Below are 18,576 nucleotides of genomic sequence, written 5' to 3'. Positions count from 1 at the left end.
TTAGTTCACAATGTTATGAGGTTGTTGTATAATGAAGGGGAAAATAGAATATCGGTCTATCTTCGGGGCAGGGTGAAAATCCCGACCGGCGGTGATGAACTATTTATGATTTTGTTCTAAGCCCGCGAGCCGTTAAGGCAGGATTTGGTGTGATTCCAAAGCCGACAGTATAGTCTGGATGGGAGAAGATGGAGGTTCAAGCGTTCAAAAAAGATATGGATTTGAACGTCTGTTTGATGTGCCTTAAACTCTCCCTTTGTGTAAAACACAAAGGGTTTTTTCGTTCTATGAAAAAATAGGCATAGCAGAACCTTTCCACTTTCCATGAGATGATCGATGGAAAAGGAGAGAGAAAGATGAAACAAAAAAACAGTGTAGTGCAGATGGTGAGTGTAGCGATGCTAAGTAGTATTGCATATTTACTAATGATGTTAGATTTCCCGTTCCCAGGGCTTCCGCCATTTTTGAAAATTGATTTTAGTGATGTACCAGCTCTAATTGCAGCAATTATCTTTGGACCAGTAGCAGGAGTGATTGTAGAGGCGATAAAGAACATTTTACATTACGGGATTCAAGGAAGTTTAACGGGAGTACCAGTTGGAGAAATTGCAAACTTTATTGCAGGATGTTTATTTATTGGACCAGCAGCTTTCTTATTTAGAAAGTACCGTACTGTGAAGAGTTTAACTACAGGATTAATGCTAGGGACAATTACAATGGCACTTATTATGAGTGTATTAAACTACATCATCATATTCCCGGCTTACACTTGGTTTTTAAATTCACCGGCTATGTCTAGCGAAGCTATAAGAACAACGGTTGTAACGGCAATCTTACCATTTAATTTAATTAAAGGAATTGTTGTAACAATTGTATTTGTAGCATTATTCTCACGCCTGAAAGTATGGGTGTTTGCAAAAATGAAAAATGCATAATATATATTAAAACCATTAGTAGTGTGAAACTACTAATGGTTTTTTATTACGGAAAATAAAATTTAGATACAAAAAATGCCCCTCATCAATATGAGGGGCATTTTTTGAAGTTAATAAAAGACTATTCGAATTTTAAAGCGTCTCCGTCGAATGATTCGTCAGCAACTTTAATTGAGTCAGTTGGACAGCCTTCGAATGCATCCATCATATCTTCAATTAATACATCTGGAATTTCAACGATACCTTGGTTATCATCTAATGTTACAAATGCAATACCTTCATCATCATAGTCATAAATGTCTGGTGCAGCAGCGCCACAAGCACCACATGCAATACAAGTATCTTTATCAACGATTGTATATTTTGCCATCTTTTTTCCCTCCTGATAATATGTATGTGAAAAGCTCGCCATAAAAATTATAACCTTATTGTAAAACGGTTTGTAAAACTTTTCAACATAAAATTATAATGATAATGCTTATCAATTAGAGTGTCAACTCATTTTTGAATTATGTCATAAGATTTTCAAAATACGTAAATATGATTTCGTTTGATACAATAGAATATATACAAGTATATAGTTCTTATATGATAAGTTTAATGAGCGAAAGTAGATAGTGTAATTGTACTGAAAAGAATGAAATTAAGATTGGAAGGTGGAAGCGGTCATGCAAATACAATATACTTTGTTGCATTGTTTAAAACAATTGAATGGTGAAAGAACCGTTTCTTCTATTTATTATTTACTAAAGGGCAAACGTTCTTCGCAAACTTTACAAGATGGAAATATGTTCCGAATTTCTTTTTTGTTCGGAATATATAAATCATTGAATAGAAATGACTATGATGGTGAAGTTGCAAAGTTGTTGCAAGCGAATTTTATTCAAGAAATACATGAAAATACATATGTGTTAACACCTACGGGTAAAATGCAGTTACATAAATGGGGGAAAGTTTATGCTTTTCCGGCGCATTTGCATGGTTTACATTATGGTGAATTAGGTGAAACATTTTGGAAAAGATTATCATTAATTATTCAAACCATATCAAATTTACAACAGAATAATACGAAGTTTATCCCAATTCAGCAAGATACAGAAATAATGATGTGGGTGAAACGTTTTCTAACAGGAATACCATATAAGAGAAGTGAGTTGGCGAGAAAACTATGGACGGAAGTACATAATCTTTTAGAAAAGAGCAATACGATAGAAGCGACGATTGTAACATATCGACTAACGGGTTATGAACGTATTGGTTGTACATTGCAACAATTAGCAGAAATTACGAAACAAGATATATTCAGGGTGTATTTTTTATTTTGGGGTACAATGCATTTCTTTATACAAGAAGTTCGTGATAAAGAAAATGAATTTCCACTATTAGCTGAAATTATATCTTATCCAAATGAGAGAGCTGAATTATTTAGTTTATCCACGAAAAAAACATATAATTTTTGGAGACAAGGACGTTCTTTAGAAGAAATAGCGACGATTCGGAATTTAAAGGTTGCAACGATAGAAGATCATTTTGTTGAAATTGCTTTGCGAGAAAAAGATTTTTCTATTGAAATGTTTATGGAAAAAGAAAAGATAGACAAAGTAATAAAAGTAATTGAAGCATTGCAAACGCGGAAGTTACGTGTTTTGAAACAAGCGGTTGGAGAAGATATCTCTTATTTTGAAGTTCGTCTTGTATTAGCGCGGATGGAGGGTGTAAATGAAACTTGAAGAATATTTATATAAGTGGTTTGGATATTCTGAATTTCGTCCAGGTCAAAAAGGAGTTATTACAGATTTATTAGAAGGAAAAGATGTGATAGCAATGCTTCCGACTGGAAGAGGGAAATCTATGTGCTATCAGTTTCCGGGGCTTATGCGAGAAGGAACAGTGCTTGTTGTATCACCGTTATTATCTTTAATGGAAGATCAAGTGACACAATTAAAGTATGTTGTGAAAAACCGAGTAATAGCATTTAATAGTTTTCGGACATTAAATGAAAAAAGAGAAGCGATGAAAAAATTATCTTCATATAAATTTATTTTTGTTTCACCAGAGATGTTACAGTCGGAGTTATTAATTAGGGAATTGAAGAAAATTCATATTTCATTATTTGTTGTTGATGAGGCTCATTGTATTTCTCAATGGGGTTATGATTTTAGACCGGACTATAAAAAACTAAATGTAGTTATTGAAAATATTGGTTCTCCTACAGTATTAGCATTGACAGCCACAGCGACAAAAGGGGTACTGCAGGATATCGCAAATAGTTTAAATTTAAAGGGTGCCGCGGAACATGTATACTCTATTGATCGTCCTAATATTGCAATGGATGTGCAATTTGTAGAGACGATAGAAGAAAAGAAAGAGGCGCTTTTAGAGCAGGTGATGTATTTACAAGGGCCGGGGATTGTATATTGCTCAAGTAGAGCGTGGACAGAAAGGTTAACGGAATACTTGAGAGGGAAAGGTGTTACTGGTGTAGCTTTTTATCATGGTGGTATGGAACATGAAGAGCGTATGTTAATTCAACAGCAGTTTATGAACGATCAATTGCAACTTGTAATATGCACAAGTGCATTTGGTATGGGGGTAAATAAGGCGAATACACGATATATTATTCATTTTCATTATCCAACTAATATAGCTTCTTACTTACAAGAAATCGGAAGAGCTGGAAGAGATGGCGAACCGAGTATAGCTATTTTATTATGTAGTCCGTTGGATCATGATTTACCAATTTCAATCATTGAGGATGAATTGCCAAGTAAGTCACAAATACAATTTTTATTTTCTTTACTACAAGAAAGAATGTTTCAAACGAAAGAATTACCAATAGAAGATGTAGAAGAAATTTGTTATAATGCAGCAAGATTTAATGAGCAATATTGGCGTTTCGTTCGTTATCATCTCGAACAGGTTGGAATTATACAACAACGAAGATTATTATTAGAAGGTTTGTCAGATGAAATTATGAACCGATTAATAGCTGAAGTAGAAATAAGGTTGCGTAATAAATATAGTGAGCTAGAAAATATGAAATCATGGATACAAGTTAAAGGGTGTAGACGTGAATATGTGCTGCAACAGTTCGGTTATAGGAAAGAGCAAGAGTTAATTAATTGCTGCGATTATTGCGGTATTATAAAAGAAGATTATAAAAAAAGACGAGCGCAACAATCGGATTTCGACTATAATTGGGAAACAGAGTTACAAAAGCTTTTCGGCCTAGAAAAGATGGAGGAATGATGAACATTCAAAGGCATAATGTTGAAGATATGAGTCCGCAGGAAATAAGGCTGAATCTATATATAACACAGTTAATTATTATCGGTATTGGCTGTTTACTGGCATATATATTATTTCAAGATGTAAAAGAAGTCTTTAATTTATGGAAATGGGAACCAGTATCTATACTTATTATAGGTGGTTTGTTAGCGATTGGTATTGTGTTATTAGATTATGTTGCAATGCGAGTGTTTCCGGAGTCTTGGTTTGATGATGGTGGTATTAACGATAAGATGTTTCGAGGAATGTCCGTTCTACACTTACTCGTTATTACGTTCTTAATTGGTTTTGCAGAAGAATTTTTATTTAGAGGTGTAGTACAGACTCATTTTGGAATTGTAATTGCGAGCTTCGTATTTGCAGTGTTACATATTCGTTATATAACAAAGCCATTTTTGTTTTGTTTCGTCTGTTTCATTAGTTTTGTCTTTGGTTATGTATTTGAATGGACAGGAAATTTGTTTATAACAATCTTTGCACACTTTCTTGTTGATTTTATAATGGGACTCCAATTAAGAAAATAAATGGAAGGTGGTGGTGAACAACATGAGGAAACGAATTCCTGATTTTGAAGAGGAATTAGAAGTTGAGCGAGTGGAAGAAAAAGAAAGTTTACCGCCGCGTAGTGAAATTCATAGAAATAAAGAAAAAAAACAAAAGTTTAAAATAAATCACATTTTCGTCCGGGTTTTAACATTTCTATTCATTCTGCTGCCGATTAGTATTTTGTGGTACACGGATAAATATATTCAGGTGAAGGGTGATAGTAATAATGCCGGAAAAAGTGCGTTTGAAGTAATCTTCTTTGATTCAGCTAAATCTGAGTCGCAGAAACATTCTGAAAAAGTAATAACGCATACTGTGAAAGAGGGAGAAACTTTAGAAAGTATAGCGAAGCAATATTTTTCAGATGGAAATGGAATTGAAGTAATTAAAAAGTATAATAACTTGCAAGAAGATGAAGTGAGTGCAGGTCAAGAATTAAAAATTCCGATAAAAGATAAGTCCACAAAGCAAGAAAGCTAGTGAGTTAAGCGATCACCGTTTGTTATAAAAGCCTAGGATTATCTTTATGAGGAGGGGAGTCAAAAATATGATATGGATTATATTATTCAGTACTCTCATAGGCATGGGGATTTTATTGCTTCTTGTGATGTATAAAGAAGCGATGCGTAATACGGTGTTGGAACATACTTTAGTATTTAAAGAATTTCCGAAAAGTTTTCAAAAAGTAAATGTGTTTTTTATTTCTGATATTCATAGAAGAGTCATTTCGAATTTGTTAATTGAACAAGTAAAAGGAAAAGTAGATCTCGTAATTATCGGAGGAGATTTAGCAGAGAAAGGTGTCTCTTTATCAAAAATCTCTGCGAATATTCAAAAGTTAAGAGAGATAGCTCCTGTATATTTTGTGTGGGGAAACAATGATTATGAGATAGAATATCATGAATTAGATGCGTTATTATTAGAAAATAACGTAAAAGTTTTAGATAATACAAGAGTGGTATTTGAGTCTGAATTAGGCGAGAAAATTTGTTTGCTCGGTATAGATGATGTTGGATTGCACCGTGATCGTCTAGATTTGGCATTGGCGGATTGTAAAGAAGATGGTTTTCGTATCCTAGTTAGTCACAACCCTGATATAATAAAAAAAATGTCTGGAAATGAACAGATTTCACTTGTGTTAAGTGGCCATACGCATGGAGGGCAAATCCGATTATTCCCATCTAAAAAATATTTAAAAGGTGGCGTATATAACCATTTAAATACGATTCTCTTTGTTAGTAATGGGTATGGAACAACATTGATACCACTTCGTTTCCGAGCACCTGCTCAAACACACATCATTACATTGTGCGGAGGGAAATGATGCCAACTCTTAATGGGAAATACAATATAAAAGCCGTTTCGAATATAATTGGAGTTCAGCCGAGTACGCTTCGTGCATGGGAAAGACGATATCAAATTATTGCCCCAAAGCGGAATCAAGCTGGGCATCGTTTATATACAGAAGAGCATATTCAAATTTTAAAATGGTTAATGGAAAAAGTTTCTTCCGGTATGATGATTGGACAAGCAGTTCGATTATTAGAAGAGAATCGTTTGCAGAGTACAGTTCAAAAAGAGATACATTTCGATAAAGAAGTTGTTTTAGTGGACGATTTGCTACAAGCTTTGTTAAAATTTGATGAAATTACAATTGCTGCATTATTAAACGAAGCTTTTAGTATATATTCAACAGAGAAGGTTGTTGCCAGTATTGTTCTTCGAGTGACAGACAAATTATTAACGTCAAAAAATAATAATGAGATTTCAATGGTGCAATTTCAATATGCACTATCATTTTTACAAACGCGTCTAGGGATGGTGTATCACAATGCCTCAATGTTTTCCTCTTTACACAAAGTTATTGTGTTAGAAAAGGATGCATTGAAAGGATTTATTTTTTCAACTTATTTACGCTTAAAAGGATATGAGGCGATATATATTAGGACAAGCTTAGCTGAAGATGGTATGTTATCAGCGGTAGAGGAAATACAGCCGAAATATGTATTTGTATCTCTTGCTGACGAACAAGAAATGAAAAAGACGATGAACTTTATAAATTTATTACAAGAAAAAAGGGAATCTCTTTTAGTTGGATTTATCGGAAAGCTAGGCGTTCTAAACCAGTTGGACATTGAAACAATCTTAATTGGTGATACGAAAGAAGAATGGGATGGATGGTTAAAAATGTCGGAATAGTTGTTCGAAAAGAACCATCTATTTTCTATTTCATATAATAAAAATTAGATGCATTGGTTACGTAGGGAGGGTATGAGATGAGGCTGGAACGATTAAATTACAATAAGATAAAAATTTTTCTAACATTTGATGATTTATCTGAACGAGGATTAACGAAAGAAGATTTATGGAGAAATGCACCGAAAGTGCAGCAATTATTTCGTGATATGATGCAAGAAGCAAATAAGGAATTAGGGTTTGAAGCAGATGGTCCGATTGCAGTTGAAGTGTTTTCTCTACAAGCACAAGGGATGGTTGTAATTGTAACGAAAGAAAATCAAGAAATGGATACAGATGATGAGTTCCGTGACGAGTTTATTGAAATGCAAGTGACTCTAGATGAAAGTGAGCATATATTATATGAGTTTGCTACGCTAGATGACGTAATTAACCTGTCGAATCGCTTATATAACCTTGGTGTAACTGGCGGAAAGCTATATACGTGGGATGAGCGCTTCTATCTTTGGGTGGAAGAAGAGGAACAAATTCAATTGTTAAAGGCGGATTTTATAGCTATTTTAGCGGAATACGGTAATCCGTCTACAGCAACCATTTATCGCATCATGGAGTACGGTAAAGAATTAATGGATGTTAACGCGATAGAGCAAATACACAATTACTTCGTGAAAAAACAAAACCTCAGCTAATACAACATAGCTGAGGTTTTGTTTTTATTTGGAGAAGGGAAGGGATGATTGTAAATACTCGAACATACTTTTTGAAAATAAAATATGCAGTTTTATGGGAGTGTGGTTGATGAAAATAAAAAATATTTAAATATTTAAGTATTTTACTTTTCTAAAAGTAATAAAAGGACTATAATAATAGTGAAAACGCTTGCAACAGAAAATAGTTTGTATATATTTGTTAGCGTTTTCTATTGCATTCCAAATTTAAGGGTGTATACTAGGCAATGAAGGTTTACTAAACAAGTGAAATTACAGGGGGTTTACTTACTATGGTAGCCGAAAAGGGAACTCAAACAAAAACACAACAACAAAGGGAACAACATTTTGAACTATTGAATTCAACACAAATTGTTATTAGTGAAGCGTTAGAAAAATTGGGTTATCCAAACGAAGTATATGAATTATTAAAAGAACCAATTCGTATGATGACAGTGAAAATACCAGTTCGTATGGATGACGGGACTGTTAAAATATTTACAGGATATCGTGCGCAACATAATGATGCTGTTGGTCCAACGAAAGGTGGAATTCGCTTCCATCCGAATGTAACAGAAAATGAAGTGAAAGCACTTTCAATCTGGATGAGTTTAAAATGTGGTATTGTTGATTTACCATATGGTGGAGGTAAGGGTGGAATTATTTGTGATCCACGTGAAATGTCATTCCGTGAGTTAGAAAGATTAAGCCGCGGTTATGTACGAGCAATTAGCCAAATCGTAGGACCGACGAAAGATATTCCAGCTCCAGATGTATTCACAAACTCTCAAATTATGGCATGGATGATGGATGAGTATAGCCGTATTGATGAATTTAATTCACCAGGATTTATTACAGGTAAACCGCTTGTACTAGGTGGATCACATGGACGTGAAACAGCAACAGCGAAAGGTGTAACAATTTGTATTCGCGAAGCTGCGAAAAAACGTGGCATTGATATTAAGGGTGCACGCGTTGTTGTTCAAGGATTCGGTAATGCTGGTAGCTTCTTAGCTAAATTTATGCATGATGCAGGTGCGAAAGTTATTGCAATCTCAGATGCTTACGGCGCGTTACATGATCCAAACGGATTAGATATTGATTATTTATTAGACCGTCGTGATAGCTTCGGTACAGTAACAAAGTTATTTAACAATACAATTTCAAACAAAGAATTGTTAGAACTTGATTGCGATATTTTAGTTCCAGCTGCAATTGAGAACCAAATTACAGAAGAAAATGCTAATGATATTAAAGCGAAAATCGTTGTTGAAGCTGCAAATGGTCCAACAACATTAGAAGCGACTAAAATTTTAACAGATCGCGGAATTTTACTTGTTCCAGACGTGTTAGCAAGTGCTGGTGGTGTAACAGTATCTTACTTTGAGTGGGTACAAAATAACCAAGGTTACTACTGGACTGAAGAAGAAGTAGAACAACGTTTAGAAAAAGTAATGGTAAGATCATTTGATTCTATTTATGAAACAGCACAAGTTCGTAAAGTGAACATGCGCTTAGCGGCGTACATGGTTGGTGTTCGTAAAATGGCTGAAGCAAGCCGCTTCAGAGGTTGGGTATAAAATATTATATCTTGAGAAAACGTGATTTCCTTTCGAGGGAATCACGTTTTTTTGTTGAAGTATTAAATGAGGTGTTGTATATGGAGAATGAAATGTTGGAACGAGTAGAACAATTAGAAGAAAAGGTTAATAGGTTAGAGGGAGAACTCGCAAGAACGATGAAAGCTCGCAAAATAAGTACCGTTCGGATGTTCGGGGAAGGGCTATTGTTTCTGATATTTGGTGTGGTTGTAGTAGGGCCGATTATTGCCGTTGTAATCTCAATTTTTACTTGGCTTGCTGAAAAATAAAATAAAAATAAAAAAAGAACGCTTGTTCTACACGAACAAACGTGCTATACTCTCCTTAGATAAACAAAACGGAAATGATTTTAAGGAGAGATAAATGATGAAAATGACAGTAGACCAAAGATTTATGATGCCAGCAGATGTTGTAGAGCGAGTGGAAGTATTACGAAACAAACAAAGCAAGCGTGGCACATTATTACAATCGGTAAATAAATTTTTCGGTTTAGATACGAAAGAAGATTGTGTTTGGTTTTACGGTTTTTATGGAGTGGCTGTAAGTATCTTGTTGTTTATGGTGTTCACTTCAAATATTTTCGATTTTCTCTTCGCGTAAGAAATATGCGATAAGGACATTGCTACCGAATACATATATAAGGAAGTAAGGTAATCTTCTAGAGCGGGAGTTGGTAGCAATGGCGATGTTTCCTATAGAGCGCAATTATATTGGATATGGAAGTTCACGACCGGGGATTCCTCTGACTAAAGTGAGATTTATCGTAAGCCATGATACGGGGAATCCTGGAAGCAATGCGATAGGCAATCGAGATTACTTTAATGAATTACAACCGAAAGCTTCGGCACATACATTTATAGATGATAAAACAATATTGGAGATTATTCCTATAAATGAAGTTGCGTATCATGTTCGATATGGTGTGCCGACGGATAATGACTTATATGGCTATGACGCGAATAAGGCGGCCATTGGAGTGGAACTTTGTTATGGTGGTGATGTTAACTTTTGGGAAGCGTATAATCGTTTTACATGGTATCATGCGTATTTATGCCAAAACTTTGGCTTAAATCCGAAAAAAGATATCGTGTCACATAAAACGCTTGATCCAGCTAGAAAGATTGATCCTGAGAATGTATTAGGGAAACAAGGTATTAAATTTCAGCAGTTTTTAGCAGATGTCTATCGGATGTACGTTTCGTTTAGATGACAAATATATGAAAAATGAATACAATAAAGATAGGTGCCTACTGCTGTAAGTAGGTTTTTTCTTGTTTTTATAAATAGTGCATTGGTAGAAGACTAGGAGTGGACGAGTATGCAGAAAGAAACAGTTATTATAATCGGAGGCGGTCCGTGCGGATTAGCGGCTGCAATTTCGTTGCAAAAGGTAGGGATAAATCCGTTAGTAATTGAAAAAGGAAACATTGTAAATGCCATTTATAATTATCCAACTCATCAAACATTTTTCTCTTCTAGTGAAAAATTAGAAATTGGTGATGTAGCTTTTATTACAGAAAATCGTAAGCCATTTCGAAATCAAGCGCTTGCGTATTATCGTGAAGTAGTAAAACGTAAATCTGTACGTGTAAATGCTTTTGAGCGAGTGGAGAAAGTTCAAAAAGATGGAGAAGTTTTTCAGGTTGAGACGACAAAGCGTGATGGAAGTAAGGAAATGTATATAGGGAAATATATTGTTGTAGCAACTGGATATTATGATAATCCAAATTATATGAATGTTCCAGGTGAGGAATTGAAGAAAGTAGCTCACTATTTTAAAGAGGGGCATCCTTATTTTGATCGAGATGTAGTAGTTATAGGTGGGAAAAACTCGAGTGTAGATGCCGCGTTAGAACTTGTTAAATCTGGTGCACGTGTAACGGTACTGTATCGTGGAAGTGAGTATTCACCAAGCATAAAGCCTTGGATTTTGCCGGAATTTGAGGCGTTAGTACGAAACGGTACAATTCAAATGCATTTTGGAGCTCATGTGAAAGAGATTACTGAGCATACATTAACGTTTACAGTTGATGGTGAAGCTTTTACAATCAAAAACGATTTTGTATTTGCGATGACTGGTTATCATCCTGATCATAGCTTCTTAACGAAGATGGGTGTTCAGATTGATGAAGAAACAGGACGTCCAATTTATACAGAGGATAGAATGGAAACGAATGCTGAAAATATTTTCATTGCAGGTGTCATTGCTGCTGGAAATAATGCAAATGAAATATTTATCGAGAACGGTAGATTTCATGGAGATGTGATTGCGCAAACCATTGCATCAAGAGAAAAATAAAAAGGAGCTGTCGGGAAAATCTCGACAGCTCCTTTTTATTCGTGCATAAACATATTTTGAATGGATTCATGAGAATTTGTATTCTCTAATGCAACAAGTAATTTAATGCGTGCTTTTTGTGCATTTAAGCCGTATGTGAATACAATGCCCATATCTTTTAAGTGTTTACCGCCACCTTCATACGAATATACGTCTTGAACGATACCGTTGAAACAGCGAGAAACCAATACGACAGGAATACCTTTATTTAATAATCTTTCTAGGCTAGGTAGTGTTCTTGGAGGGAGATTACCTTGTCCAAGAGCTTCGATAACAATGCCGTCTACAGGAAGATTTTCGATTGCTGCTAATAATGTATCATCCATGCCAGCATATGCTTTTAGAACAACTACATTTTTAGACACTTTATTTATCGTATATGATTCGCGATGTACTAAAGCGTGATGGAAGACAACGCCGCGTTTTGTTACCATTCCAATTGGTCCGTATTGTGGACTTTGGAATGTTGCGACATTACTTGTATGTGTTTTCGTTACATTTGTAGCGCAATGAATTTCGTCGTTTAATACGACTAAAACACCTTTTTCTGCAGCTTCATCACAACTAGCAACTTTTACAGCTGATAAGAAGTTATATAGACCATCAGCACCTAACTCATTGCTAGAGCGCATTGCACCTGTCACTACGATCGGAATAGTTGCTTGTACTGTTAAATCTAAGAAATAAGCTGTTTCTTCTAATGTATCCGTACCATGCGTAATAACTACGCCATGAATGTTGTCTTGTTTTACTCTTTCATCAATGATGACTTGTAATTGTAACATTTCGCTCGGTGTCATATGAGGAGATGGTAGATGGAACACATCTTCAACGATTAAATCAACATCGCCTTCTAAATCAGGAATGAATTTTAAAAGAGGATTTTTTTTACCTGGTTGTACGACCCCAGTTTCTTTATCTTCCTCCATTGCAATTGTTCCACCTGTGTGTAAAACTAGGATTCTTTTCAATGCTTATACCCCTTTCAAGTAAAAAAATACATTTAGAACATAACATGTTTTGAGTAAATTCGACAATGGAAATGTATAAAAGTATGCCTCGAAAATGACAATAAAATTAACTGCTATATGTACGATGTATAAAATTACGAAACGAAATGTGCAAATATAGTATAGAAGGGAGAAATTACGGTGAAAAAGATGGAGAGAATTTTTATTCGTATATTAATAATACAATTCATTTGTCTTTCTGTTGTACAATTGTTATTTATACATAAGTCATCAGTGAAATATTTATCTAAAATTGTTTATTATGAGGGTGTTATGGTAAAAAACAAAGTGGAAATCTTGCAGGTGAATCGGTAGTTTTCATTTTCTTCTATGAAGGATTATGCTACAATAATTGAGGATTTAATGACGCGAAGCAAATGAGAAGAAGCAGGGTGAACACCTGCTTTTCGTTTTGTTTTATAAGTGAAAAAATGAGGTGTTACAATGGATAAACGAATTTCAATTGCTATAGATGGTCCAGCAGCTGCAGGGAAAAGTACAGTGGCAAAAGTTGTTGCGAAGGAACTTTCTTATGTTTATATTGATACAGGCGCAATGTACCGTACGCTTACATATGCAGCCTTTCAACAAAAAGTAGACATTGAAAATGAAGAGCAGTTAATGGAAGTTGTAAAGAATGTAAATATTGAGTTTCAGCAAGGAGAAAATACACAGCTTGTATTTTTAAATGGACAAGATGTTTCTGAAGTAATTCGTACACCTGATGTGACGAATCGAGTATCTATTGTAGCGAAACATCGCCTTGTTCGTGAAGAAATGGTACGTCGTCAGCAAGAGTTAGCGAAAAAAGGCGGCGTTGTAATGGACGGACGTGATATTGGTACACATGTATTACCGGATGCTGAAGTGAAAATCTTTATGCTTGCTTCTGTTGAAGAAAGAGCGGAAAGAAGGCATTTAGAAAATTTAAATAAAGGTTTCGATTCTAATTTAGAGCAGCTAAAAGAAGAAATTGCTCAGCGTGATAAATTAGATTCAGAACGCGAAGTTTCTCCACTAAAAAAGGCTGATGATGCATTGGAATTAGATACGACTTCTTTATCAATTGAAGAAGTTGTCCAAAAAATTATGAGCATTGTTTCTGGAGTGTTTGCGAAATAAAGAAAGGGGATAATCCTCTTTCTTTTTTTGTTTAAATAGAAATGTAAAGGATACGTGAATTGTGAGTCTCTTTCCTTGACAAATGAGCTGATTTGTAAGAAGTTAGTTAAAGAGGAATAAAACTGTCAGAATATATTCGCTATTATATTTCAAAACATACTTTTTTCAAGCTGGTTTTGCTGTATACTATTTATATAGGTTTAATATATTTTCTTGTGAATGTTATTGAAAAAGAGTATGTGATGAGAAATTCTTAAACATGCAAATGAAAACTTTGTTTTCATTTCGTATATACATAAAAAATGCTTTGTCAATTCTGTAGGGAGGTATTTCCATGGTAGAGAAAATGAATGAAGAAGTTATGGATTCAAAAGAATTACAAGTTGGTGACGTTGTTACAGGTTCTGTAACGAAGGTTGAAGAGAAACAAGTGCTTGTAAATGTTGGATACAAAACAGATGGCGTAATTCCAATTAGTGAATTAGCTAACGTTCATATTGAAAAAGCAAGCGATGTTGTAGAATTAGATCAAACACTAGAGTTGAAAATTATTAAATTAGAAGAAGATGATCTTGTCTTATCTAAACGTGCTGTTGATGCAGAAAAAGCATGGGTAGAACTACAAGAGAAATTTACTTCTGGTCATGTATTTGATGTTACTGTAAAAGATATTGTGAATGGCGGATTAGTTGTGGACCTTGGTGTTCGCGGTTTTATTCCAGCTTCACTTGTAGAAGTACATTATGTAGAAGACTTTACTGACTATAAAGGTAAAACATTAGCGGTGAAAATTGTTGAATTAGACCGTGAAAAAAATCGTGTAATCCTTTCGCATAAAGCGGTAGTAGAATTAGAACTAGATTCTAAGAAAAAAGAAGCAATTTCTTCATTAAAAGAAGGGGACGTTGTTGAAGGAACAGTACAACGATTAACTGACTTTGGAGCATTCGTTAATGTTGGTGGAGTGGACGGTTTAGTTCACATTTCACAAATTTCACACGAACGTGTAGAGCAACCTTCTGAAGTGTTAGAGCAAGGTCAAAAGGTTAAGGTAAAGGTGTTATCTGTTGATGCTGATACACAACGTATTTCTTTATCAATTAAAGCAGCTCAACCAGGACCTTGGGAAAACGTTGCTGGCGAAATAAAAGCTGGAGATATTCGAGAGGGAGTAGTAAAACGCCTTGTTACATTTGGTGCATTCGTTGAGATTTTACCGGGCGTTGAAGGACTTGTACACGTATCTCAAATTGCAAATCGTCACGTGAAAAATCCGAATGAAGTATTGGAAATGGGACAAGAAGTAAAAGTGAAAGTACTTGAAGTTCACGTAGCAGAGAAACGTATTTCTTTAAGTATAAAAGAAGCGCTTGAGGAAAATAATGTAACTGAAGATTATAGTCAGTATGAGCCAAATGCTGATTCTGCTACTTTCCAATTAAGTGATATTATTGGTGAACAACTGAAAAAATTAAAGAAATAATGAGGGGTACAAGTGGTAAGGGCAAAACGTAAATTAGATCATATTGAATACGCTCTTTCTACTGGTCAGTCTCGTACGCATGGCTTTCATGATATTGATTTTGTGCATCAAAGCTTGCCAAATTCAAATTATGACACAATAACATGTGAAACAAAAATCGGCGAACTTTCACTAAGTTCGCCGATTTTTATCAATGCGATGACTGGTGGTGGAGGAGAGAAAACGTTACATATTAATGAGCAATTAGCATATGTAGCGAAACATCATAACCTTGCTATGGCTGTAGGTTCGCAAATGGCGGCGTTAAAAGATGAAAGTGAAGCTGCTTCTTATAAGGTGATCAGAAAGGTAAATCCAAATGGTATTTTCTTTGCTAATTTAGGTAGTGAGGCAACTATCGAACAGGCAGAGCGTGCCGTTGATATGATTGAAGCGAATGCATTGCAAATTCATTTAAATGTCATACAAGAGTTAACGATGCCAGAAGGAGACCGTGATTTTACTGGAGTACTTCAGCGCATTGAGAAAATTGTTTTAAATAGTAAAGTTCCTATCATTGTAAAAGAAGTTGGATTTGGGATGAGTAAGGAAACAGTGCAGCAGTTAGCGAACGTAGGTGTAACAGCAATTGATATTGGTGGGCAAGGTGGTACGAATTTTGCTGCTGTTGAAAATGAAAGAAGACAGCGAATGCTTTCTTATTTTAATAACTGGGGCATACAAACAGCAACCTCGATTATTGAAGCAACCTCTACAAATAATAACCTCTCTTTTATTGCATCTGGGGGCATACAAACAGCGCTTGACGTAGCGAAAGCGATCGCATTAGGGGCGAATACAACTGCGTTTGCTGGTTACTTTTTACGTATTTTAATGCAAGATGGTATCGAGAAGTTAGTGGATGAAATTGAGCTCCTACATACAGATTTGAAATTTATAATGACAGCTCTTGGTGCGAAAACGATAGAAGAGTTGCAATCTGTACCTCTTGTTGTAAAGGGTGAAACGTATCATTGGTTAATGCAGCGTGGTATTGATACTGCGCATTATAGTAGGAGATAAAAAATCAACCGTTCGGTTGATTTTTTTTGTTCTATTCTTTTTCGTAATATAAAGTGGAGAAAGGAATTAGTATTATATAAAAATATCATTTCGTAAAAATTGCAATTGAAAAAGGGTTGAAAAATGTAGATGGTGTGTTGTCGAATTACTGGAGAGAACTTAATTTTTAATAGGAATAGGTGAAGATAATAAGAAGTAATGGGAGGATATAGTGTGTGAAATATTATTTCAATATAAATAGAAAACATTAAACTGATTATGTAAAAGACGGTTTCGTACAATATCGAAACCGTCTTTTTGCATTAATTAGTGCTGGTTTTGTTTTCGAGCCTGTTCTGGTGTATCAAGTCCAGTTGCACCTGGATATTGTAGTGATTGATCACGATCGGATTCAACGCGGCGTGATTCTCGTAGTTTTCGTTCTTGGCGATCTTTACCCATAATGAATAACACCTCCTTGTTAAAAGTGTTGCTGTTATAAGAAAAAACTATGCGTAAATAAAGTGGATTAACTTTCATAAAAAGTTCCCATAATGGAAAACATAGGAGGTGAAGTTGATGGATGGAAGTACTTTTTATTTTGTAGCTTGGATAGGGTGGATCATTGTAACCTTTTTTATGAAAAAGGACCTTATTCGGTGGAAGTTAGGCGCTTGTATACTGATTTTTATAATTTGCTCTCCGTTACATGTAACGATCGCCTCATTCGTGGTATCAGTAAATGCTCTTTTACTTTGTATTATTTCTTTTATAGGGATCACGCTATATTCTGTCTGGAAAAAATTATATAGCTTACTTTCGGCGCTTATTATTGCAATGTTATATACAAGTTTTCATCTGTTAGAAATATATGATCCGATTTGGATTGTGGTGGATAGAGTGTTTCTGCTAAGTAGTGGTCTTGTGTATGCATCGGTGTTATTGCATGGAGATCGCATATTACGATTATGTTCTCTATATGTAGGGATGTTACAAGGAGAGCTGCTAGTGACATTTATTTTTAGGAAATTGAATTTTCCATATGATTACGGTAGTTTAGCATTTTTTGATATCGTCGCCATTTCTACATTATTCATGGCAATATTGTTTTGGATTGCAAAAGCATCAGTATACATGGAACGGTTTAAGAGAAAAACACGTAAAAGAAAGGCGAGGGTAATACATGACTGAATATACACCAGCCATTTTATGCGGCGTAATAGCGGGGACAGTTACAAGGGTGCTAATGCTTCGGACGGATACACGGCAATATCCGACGAGGCTACATGGGAAAATTATTCATATTGCAATGGGGTTAATTGCAGCTGCTTTAGGAGCGATTGCAATCCCGTCTATTTTGAAAAAAGATTTTTCTGCCATTACATTTCTTACATTAGCAGCGACACAATTTCGTGATGTACGTAATATGGAAAGAAATACGCTTCAACAATTAGATGGGTATGAGCTCGTACCGCGTGGAAATACATACATTGAAGGAATTGCATTGGTTTTTGAAAGTCGCAACTATTTGGCAATGTTAACGTCGTTTGCAACGACGTTTGCGTATATAGGATTCCGTTCATGGATTGCAGGAGTAATTATGGCTATAATCGCATTTTTTATTGCGAAAAAATTAATGTCTGGTAAAAGGCTACATGATCTTGTTGAAATTGAGCACGTTCCGCTTCGTTTTGAAGGAGCGGGGCTTTATATTGACAATATTTACATTATGAATATTGGATTGCCAGCAAGACAAGAAGAAATTATGAAATATGGTATGGGTTTTATTTTAAAGCCGAAATCAATTGATGCGATGGTTACAATCTCAAATTTAGGGCAACGACAAGCTATTTTACACGATGTTTCAGTAGCGTTAGGGATTTATAGAGATTCTGGTACACCAGCGCTTGTACCGTTAGCAAAGCGTGATTTAGAGGATGGCAGGGTTGGGATTTTTGTCCTGCCGCAAGATCAAAATGCAGAGAAAGCGATAGGTGTCATAGGAAATGTACCAACGTTAGAAAGTGCTGTCCATATGTCATCGGAAGCCCCGAAAGGAAGGGGAGATAAGAGATGATGTTAGAAAGTGTTATTCTGGCAGTTATAACAACGACTCCAGAAAAATTTGCAGGTGGTGCTCCTTTATTCGTTTGCGAATCGACAGAGGAACTAGAATTTGTTGCAAATAATTTAGAGGCAATTTTAGATGGTATTGCACATCGCTTACAAGAGAATGTATATATTATTGTGAAACATTAGCAACGTGTGTTATAATGTGAGGTGTTTTGATACGTTGAGAAATATTCTGG

At 35.2% G+C, this 18,576-nt stretch carries 23 protein-coding genes and 1 riboswitch; of the genes, 20 read left to right on the top strand and 3 right to left on the bottom strand.

The window, feature by feature from the left end; translation table 11 throughout:
* The first annotated feature begins 54 nt into the window (after positions 1–54).
* A riboswitch (FMN riboswitch) is annotated at positions 55–194 on the top strand.
* Between the two features lie 162 nt (positions 195–356).
* Positions 357–935, top strand: a complete 579-nt coding sequence (locus ACS2CR_RS02005) for an ECF transporter S component (RefSeq protein ID WP_000810856.1) — start codon at positions 357–359, stop codon at positions 933–935.
* A gap of 121 nt (positions 936–1,056) precedes the next feature.
* On the opposite strand, the gene ACS2CR_RS02000 is transcribed toward ACS2CR_RS02005, so the two are convergent.
* Positions 1,057–1,305, bottom strand: coding sequence for a ferredoxin (locus ACS2CR_RS02000; protein ID WP_001151993.1), 249 nt, complete (start codon positions 1,303–1,305; stop codon positions 1,057–1,059).
* Between the two features lie 298 nt (positions 1,306–1,603).
* Between ACS2CR_RS02000 and ACS2CR_RS01995 the strand changes: the two genes are divergently transcribed.
* The 12 genes from ACS2CR_RS01995 to ACS2CR_RS01940 all read left to right on the top strand — a co-directional run bounded on the left by ACS2CR_RS01995 (position 1,604) and on the right by ACS2CR_RS01940 (position 11,572).
* Positions 1,604–2,665, top strand: a complete 1,062-nt coding sequence (locus tag ACS2CR_RS01995) for a helix-turn-helix domain-containing protein (RefSeq protein ID WP_048568845.1) — start codon at positions 1,604–1,606, stop codon at positions 2,663–2,665.
* Positions 2,655–4,184, top strand: coding sequence for an ATP-dependent DNA helicase RecQ (gene recQ, locus ACS2CR_RS01990; RefSeq protein ID WP_000762979.1), 1,530 nt, complete (start codon positions 2,655–2,657; stop codon positions 4,182–4,184). Before ACS2CR_RS01995 ends, recQ begins: the two co-directional genes overlap by 11 nt.
* On the top strand, positions 4,184–4,747 hold the full coding sequence (locus tag ACS2CR_RS01985; protein ID WP_001025780.1) for a CPBP family intramembrane glutamic endopeptidase: 564 nt from the start codon (positions 4,184–4,186) through the stop codon (positions 4,745–4,747). The genes recQ and ACS2CR_RS01985 overlap by 1 nt, the downstream gene beginning before the upstream one ends.
* A gap of 22 nt (positions 4,748–4,769) precedes the next feature.
* Entirely contained in the window at positions 4,770–5,249 is a 480-nt protein-coding gene (locus ACS2CR_RS01980; protein ID WP_001231553.1) for a LysM peptidoglycan-binding domain-containing protein, read from the top strand.
* Between the two features lie 67 nt (positions 5,250–5,316).
* Positions 5,317–6,093 (top strand): metallophosphoesterase, encoded by a 777-nt coding sequence (locus ACS2CR_RS01975; RefSeq protein ID WP_000637796.1) that lies wholly within the window; start codon positions 5,317–5,319, stop codon positions 6,091–6,093.
* Positions 6,093–6,968 (top strand): MerR family transcriptional regulator, encoded by an 876-nt coding sequence (locus tag ACS2CR_RS01970; RefSeq protein WP_153602477.1) that lies wholly within the window; start codon positions 6,093–6,095, stop codon positions 6,966–6,968. The genes ACS2CR_RS01975 and ACS2CR_RS01970 overlap by 1 nt, the downstream gene beginning before the upstream one ends.
* Positions 6,969–7,045: 77 nt before the next feature.
* On the top strand, positions 7,046–7,654 hold the full coding sequence (locus ACS2CR_RS01965) for a genetic competence negative regulator (RefSeq protein ID WP_001235402.1): 609 nt from the start codon (positions 7,046–7,048) through the stop codon (positions 7,652–7,654).
* Between the two features lie 311 nt (positions 7,655–7,965).
* Positions 7,966–9,252: an NAD-specific glutamate dehydrogenase gene (gene gudB / locus ACS2CR_RS01960; protein WP_000225173.1), complete on the top strand. Its 1,287-nt coding sequence runs from the start codon at positions 7,966–7,968 to the stop codon at positions 9,250–9,252.
* 80 nt (positions 9,253–9,332) lie between these two features.
* Complete coding sequence (locus tag ACS2CR_RS01955) at positions 9,333–9,542, top strand: hypothetical protein (protein WP_000426768.1); 210 nt, start codon at positions 9,333–9,335, stop codon at positions 9,540–9,542.
* 94 nt (positions 9,543–9,636) lie between these two features.
* Positions 9,637–9,873 (top strand): DUF3961 domain-containing protein, encoded by a 237-nt coding sequence (locus tag ACS2CR_RS01950; RefSeq protein WP_001983018.1) that lies wholly within the window; start codon positions 9,637–9,639, stop codon positions 9,871–9,873.
* 79 nt (positions 9,874–9,952) lie between these two features.
* On the top strand, positions 9,953–10,483 hold the full coding sequence (locus tag ACS2CR_RS01945; protein WP_001240655.1) for a peptidoglycan recognition protein family protein: 531 nt from the start codon (positions 9,953–9,955) through the stop codon (positions 10,481–10,483).
* A gap of 108 nt (positions 10,484–10,591) precedes the next feature.
* Positions 10,592–11,572 (top strand): YpdA family putative bacillithiol disulfide reductase, encoded by a 981-nt coding sequence (locus ACS2CR_RS01940; protein WP_053512849.1) that lies wholly within the window; start codon positions 10,592–10,594, stop codon positions 11,570–11,572.
* A 35-nt stretch (positions 11,573–11,607) separates the two neighbouring features.
* Here ACS2CR_RS01940 and ansA read toward each other — a convergent pair whose 3' ends face one another.
* Positions 11,608–12,582 carry an asparaginase gene (ansA, locus tag ACS2CR_RS01935; protein WP_000822026.1) on the bottom strand — a complete coding sequence of 325 codons (975 nt, stop codon included), beginning with the start codon at positions 12,580–12,582 and terminating at the stop codon, positions 11,608–11,610.
* Between the two features lie 180 nt (positions 12,583–12,762).
* Here ansA and ACS2CR_RS01930 point away from each other — a divergent pair, with 180 nt between their 5' ends.
* The 4 genes from ACS2CR_RS01930 (at position 12,763) to ACS2CR_RS01915 (ending at position 16,288) form a co-directional block, all read left to right on the top strand.
* Positions 12,763–12,936, top strand: a complete 174-nt coding sequence (locus ACS2CR_RS01930; RefSeq protein WP_000738057.1) for a YpfB family protein — start codon at positions 12,763–12,765, stop codon at positions 12,934–12,936.
* A 129-nt stretch (positions 12,937–13,065) separates the two neighbouring features.
* Positions 13,066–13,743 (top strand): (d)CMP kinase, encoded by a 678-nt coding sequence (gene cmk / locus ACS2CR_RS01925; protein WP_053512850.1) that lies wholly within the window; start codon positions 13,066–13,068, stop codon positions 13,741–13,743.
* A 334-nt stretch (positions 13,744–14,077) separates the two neighbouring features.
* Positions 14,078–15,226, top strand: a complete 1,149-nt coding sequence (gene rpsA / locus ACS2CR_RS01920) for a 30S ribosomal protein S1 (RefSeq protein WP_000229559.1) — start codon at positions 14,078–14,080, stop codon at positions 15,224–15,226.
* 12 nt (positions 15,227–15,238) lie between these two features.
* Positions 15,239–16,288, top strand: coding sequence for a type 2 isopentenyl-diphosphate Delta-isomerase (locus tag ACS2CR_RS01915; protein ID WP_000251037.1), 1,050 nt, complete (start codon positions 15,239–15,241; stop codon positions 16,286–16,288).
* Between the two features lie 306 nt (positions 16,289–16,594).
* Here ACS2CR_RS01915 and ACS2CR_RS01910 read toward each other — a convergent pair whose 3' ends face one another.
* The gene (locus ACS2CR_RS01910; RefSeq protein ID WP_000513900.1) at positions 16,595–16,729 is read right to left on the bottom strand and encodes a YpzI family protein; all 135 of its coding nucleotides are present in this window, start codon (positions 16,727–16,729) and stop codon (positions 16,595–16,597) included.
* A gap of 117 nt (positions 16,730–16,846) precedes the next feature.
* On the opposite strand from ACS2CR_RS01910, the gene ACS2CR_RS01905 reads away from it, so the two are divergent.
* From ACS2CR_RS01905 to ACS2CR_RS01895, 3 genes are read left to right on the top strand one after another with little or no spacing between them, the layout of a single operon-like run.
* A complete protein-coding gene (locus ACS2CR_RS01905; RefSeq protein WP_000349098.1) occupies positions 16,847–17,458 on the top strand; it encodes a YphA family membrane protein in 612 nt (203 codons plus the stop codon).
* A complete protein-coding gene (locus ACS2CR_RS01900; protein ID WP_053512851.1) occupies positions 17,451–18,344 on the top strand; it encodes a YIEGIA family protein in 894 nt (297 codons plus the stop codon). Before ACS2CR_RS01905 ends, ACS2CR_RS01900 begins: the two co-directional genes overlap by 8 nt.
* Complete coding sequence (locus ACS2CR_RS01895; protein ID WP_000979059.1) at positions 18,341–18,526, top strand: capping complex subunit for YIEGIA; 186 nt, start codon at positions 18,341–18,343, stop codon at positions 18,524–18,526. The genes ACS2CR_RS01900 and ACS2CR_RS01895 overlap by 4 nt, the downstream gene beginning before the upstream one ends.
* Positions 18,527–18,576: the final 50 nt, after the last annotated feature.

The sequence above is a fragment of the Bacillus cereus group sp. BceL291 genome, assembly GCF_051776705.1.
GTDB classification, from domain to species: domain Bacteria; phylum Bacillota; class Bacilli; order Bacillales; family Bacillaceae_G; genus Bacillus_A; species Bacillus_A cereus.
Note: the sequence above shows the minus strand (reverse complement) of the source record. Positions and strands in the feature narration are given on the sequence as shown.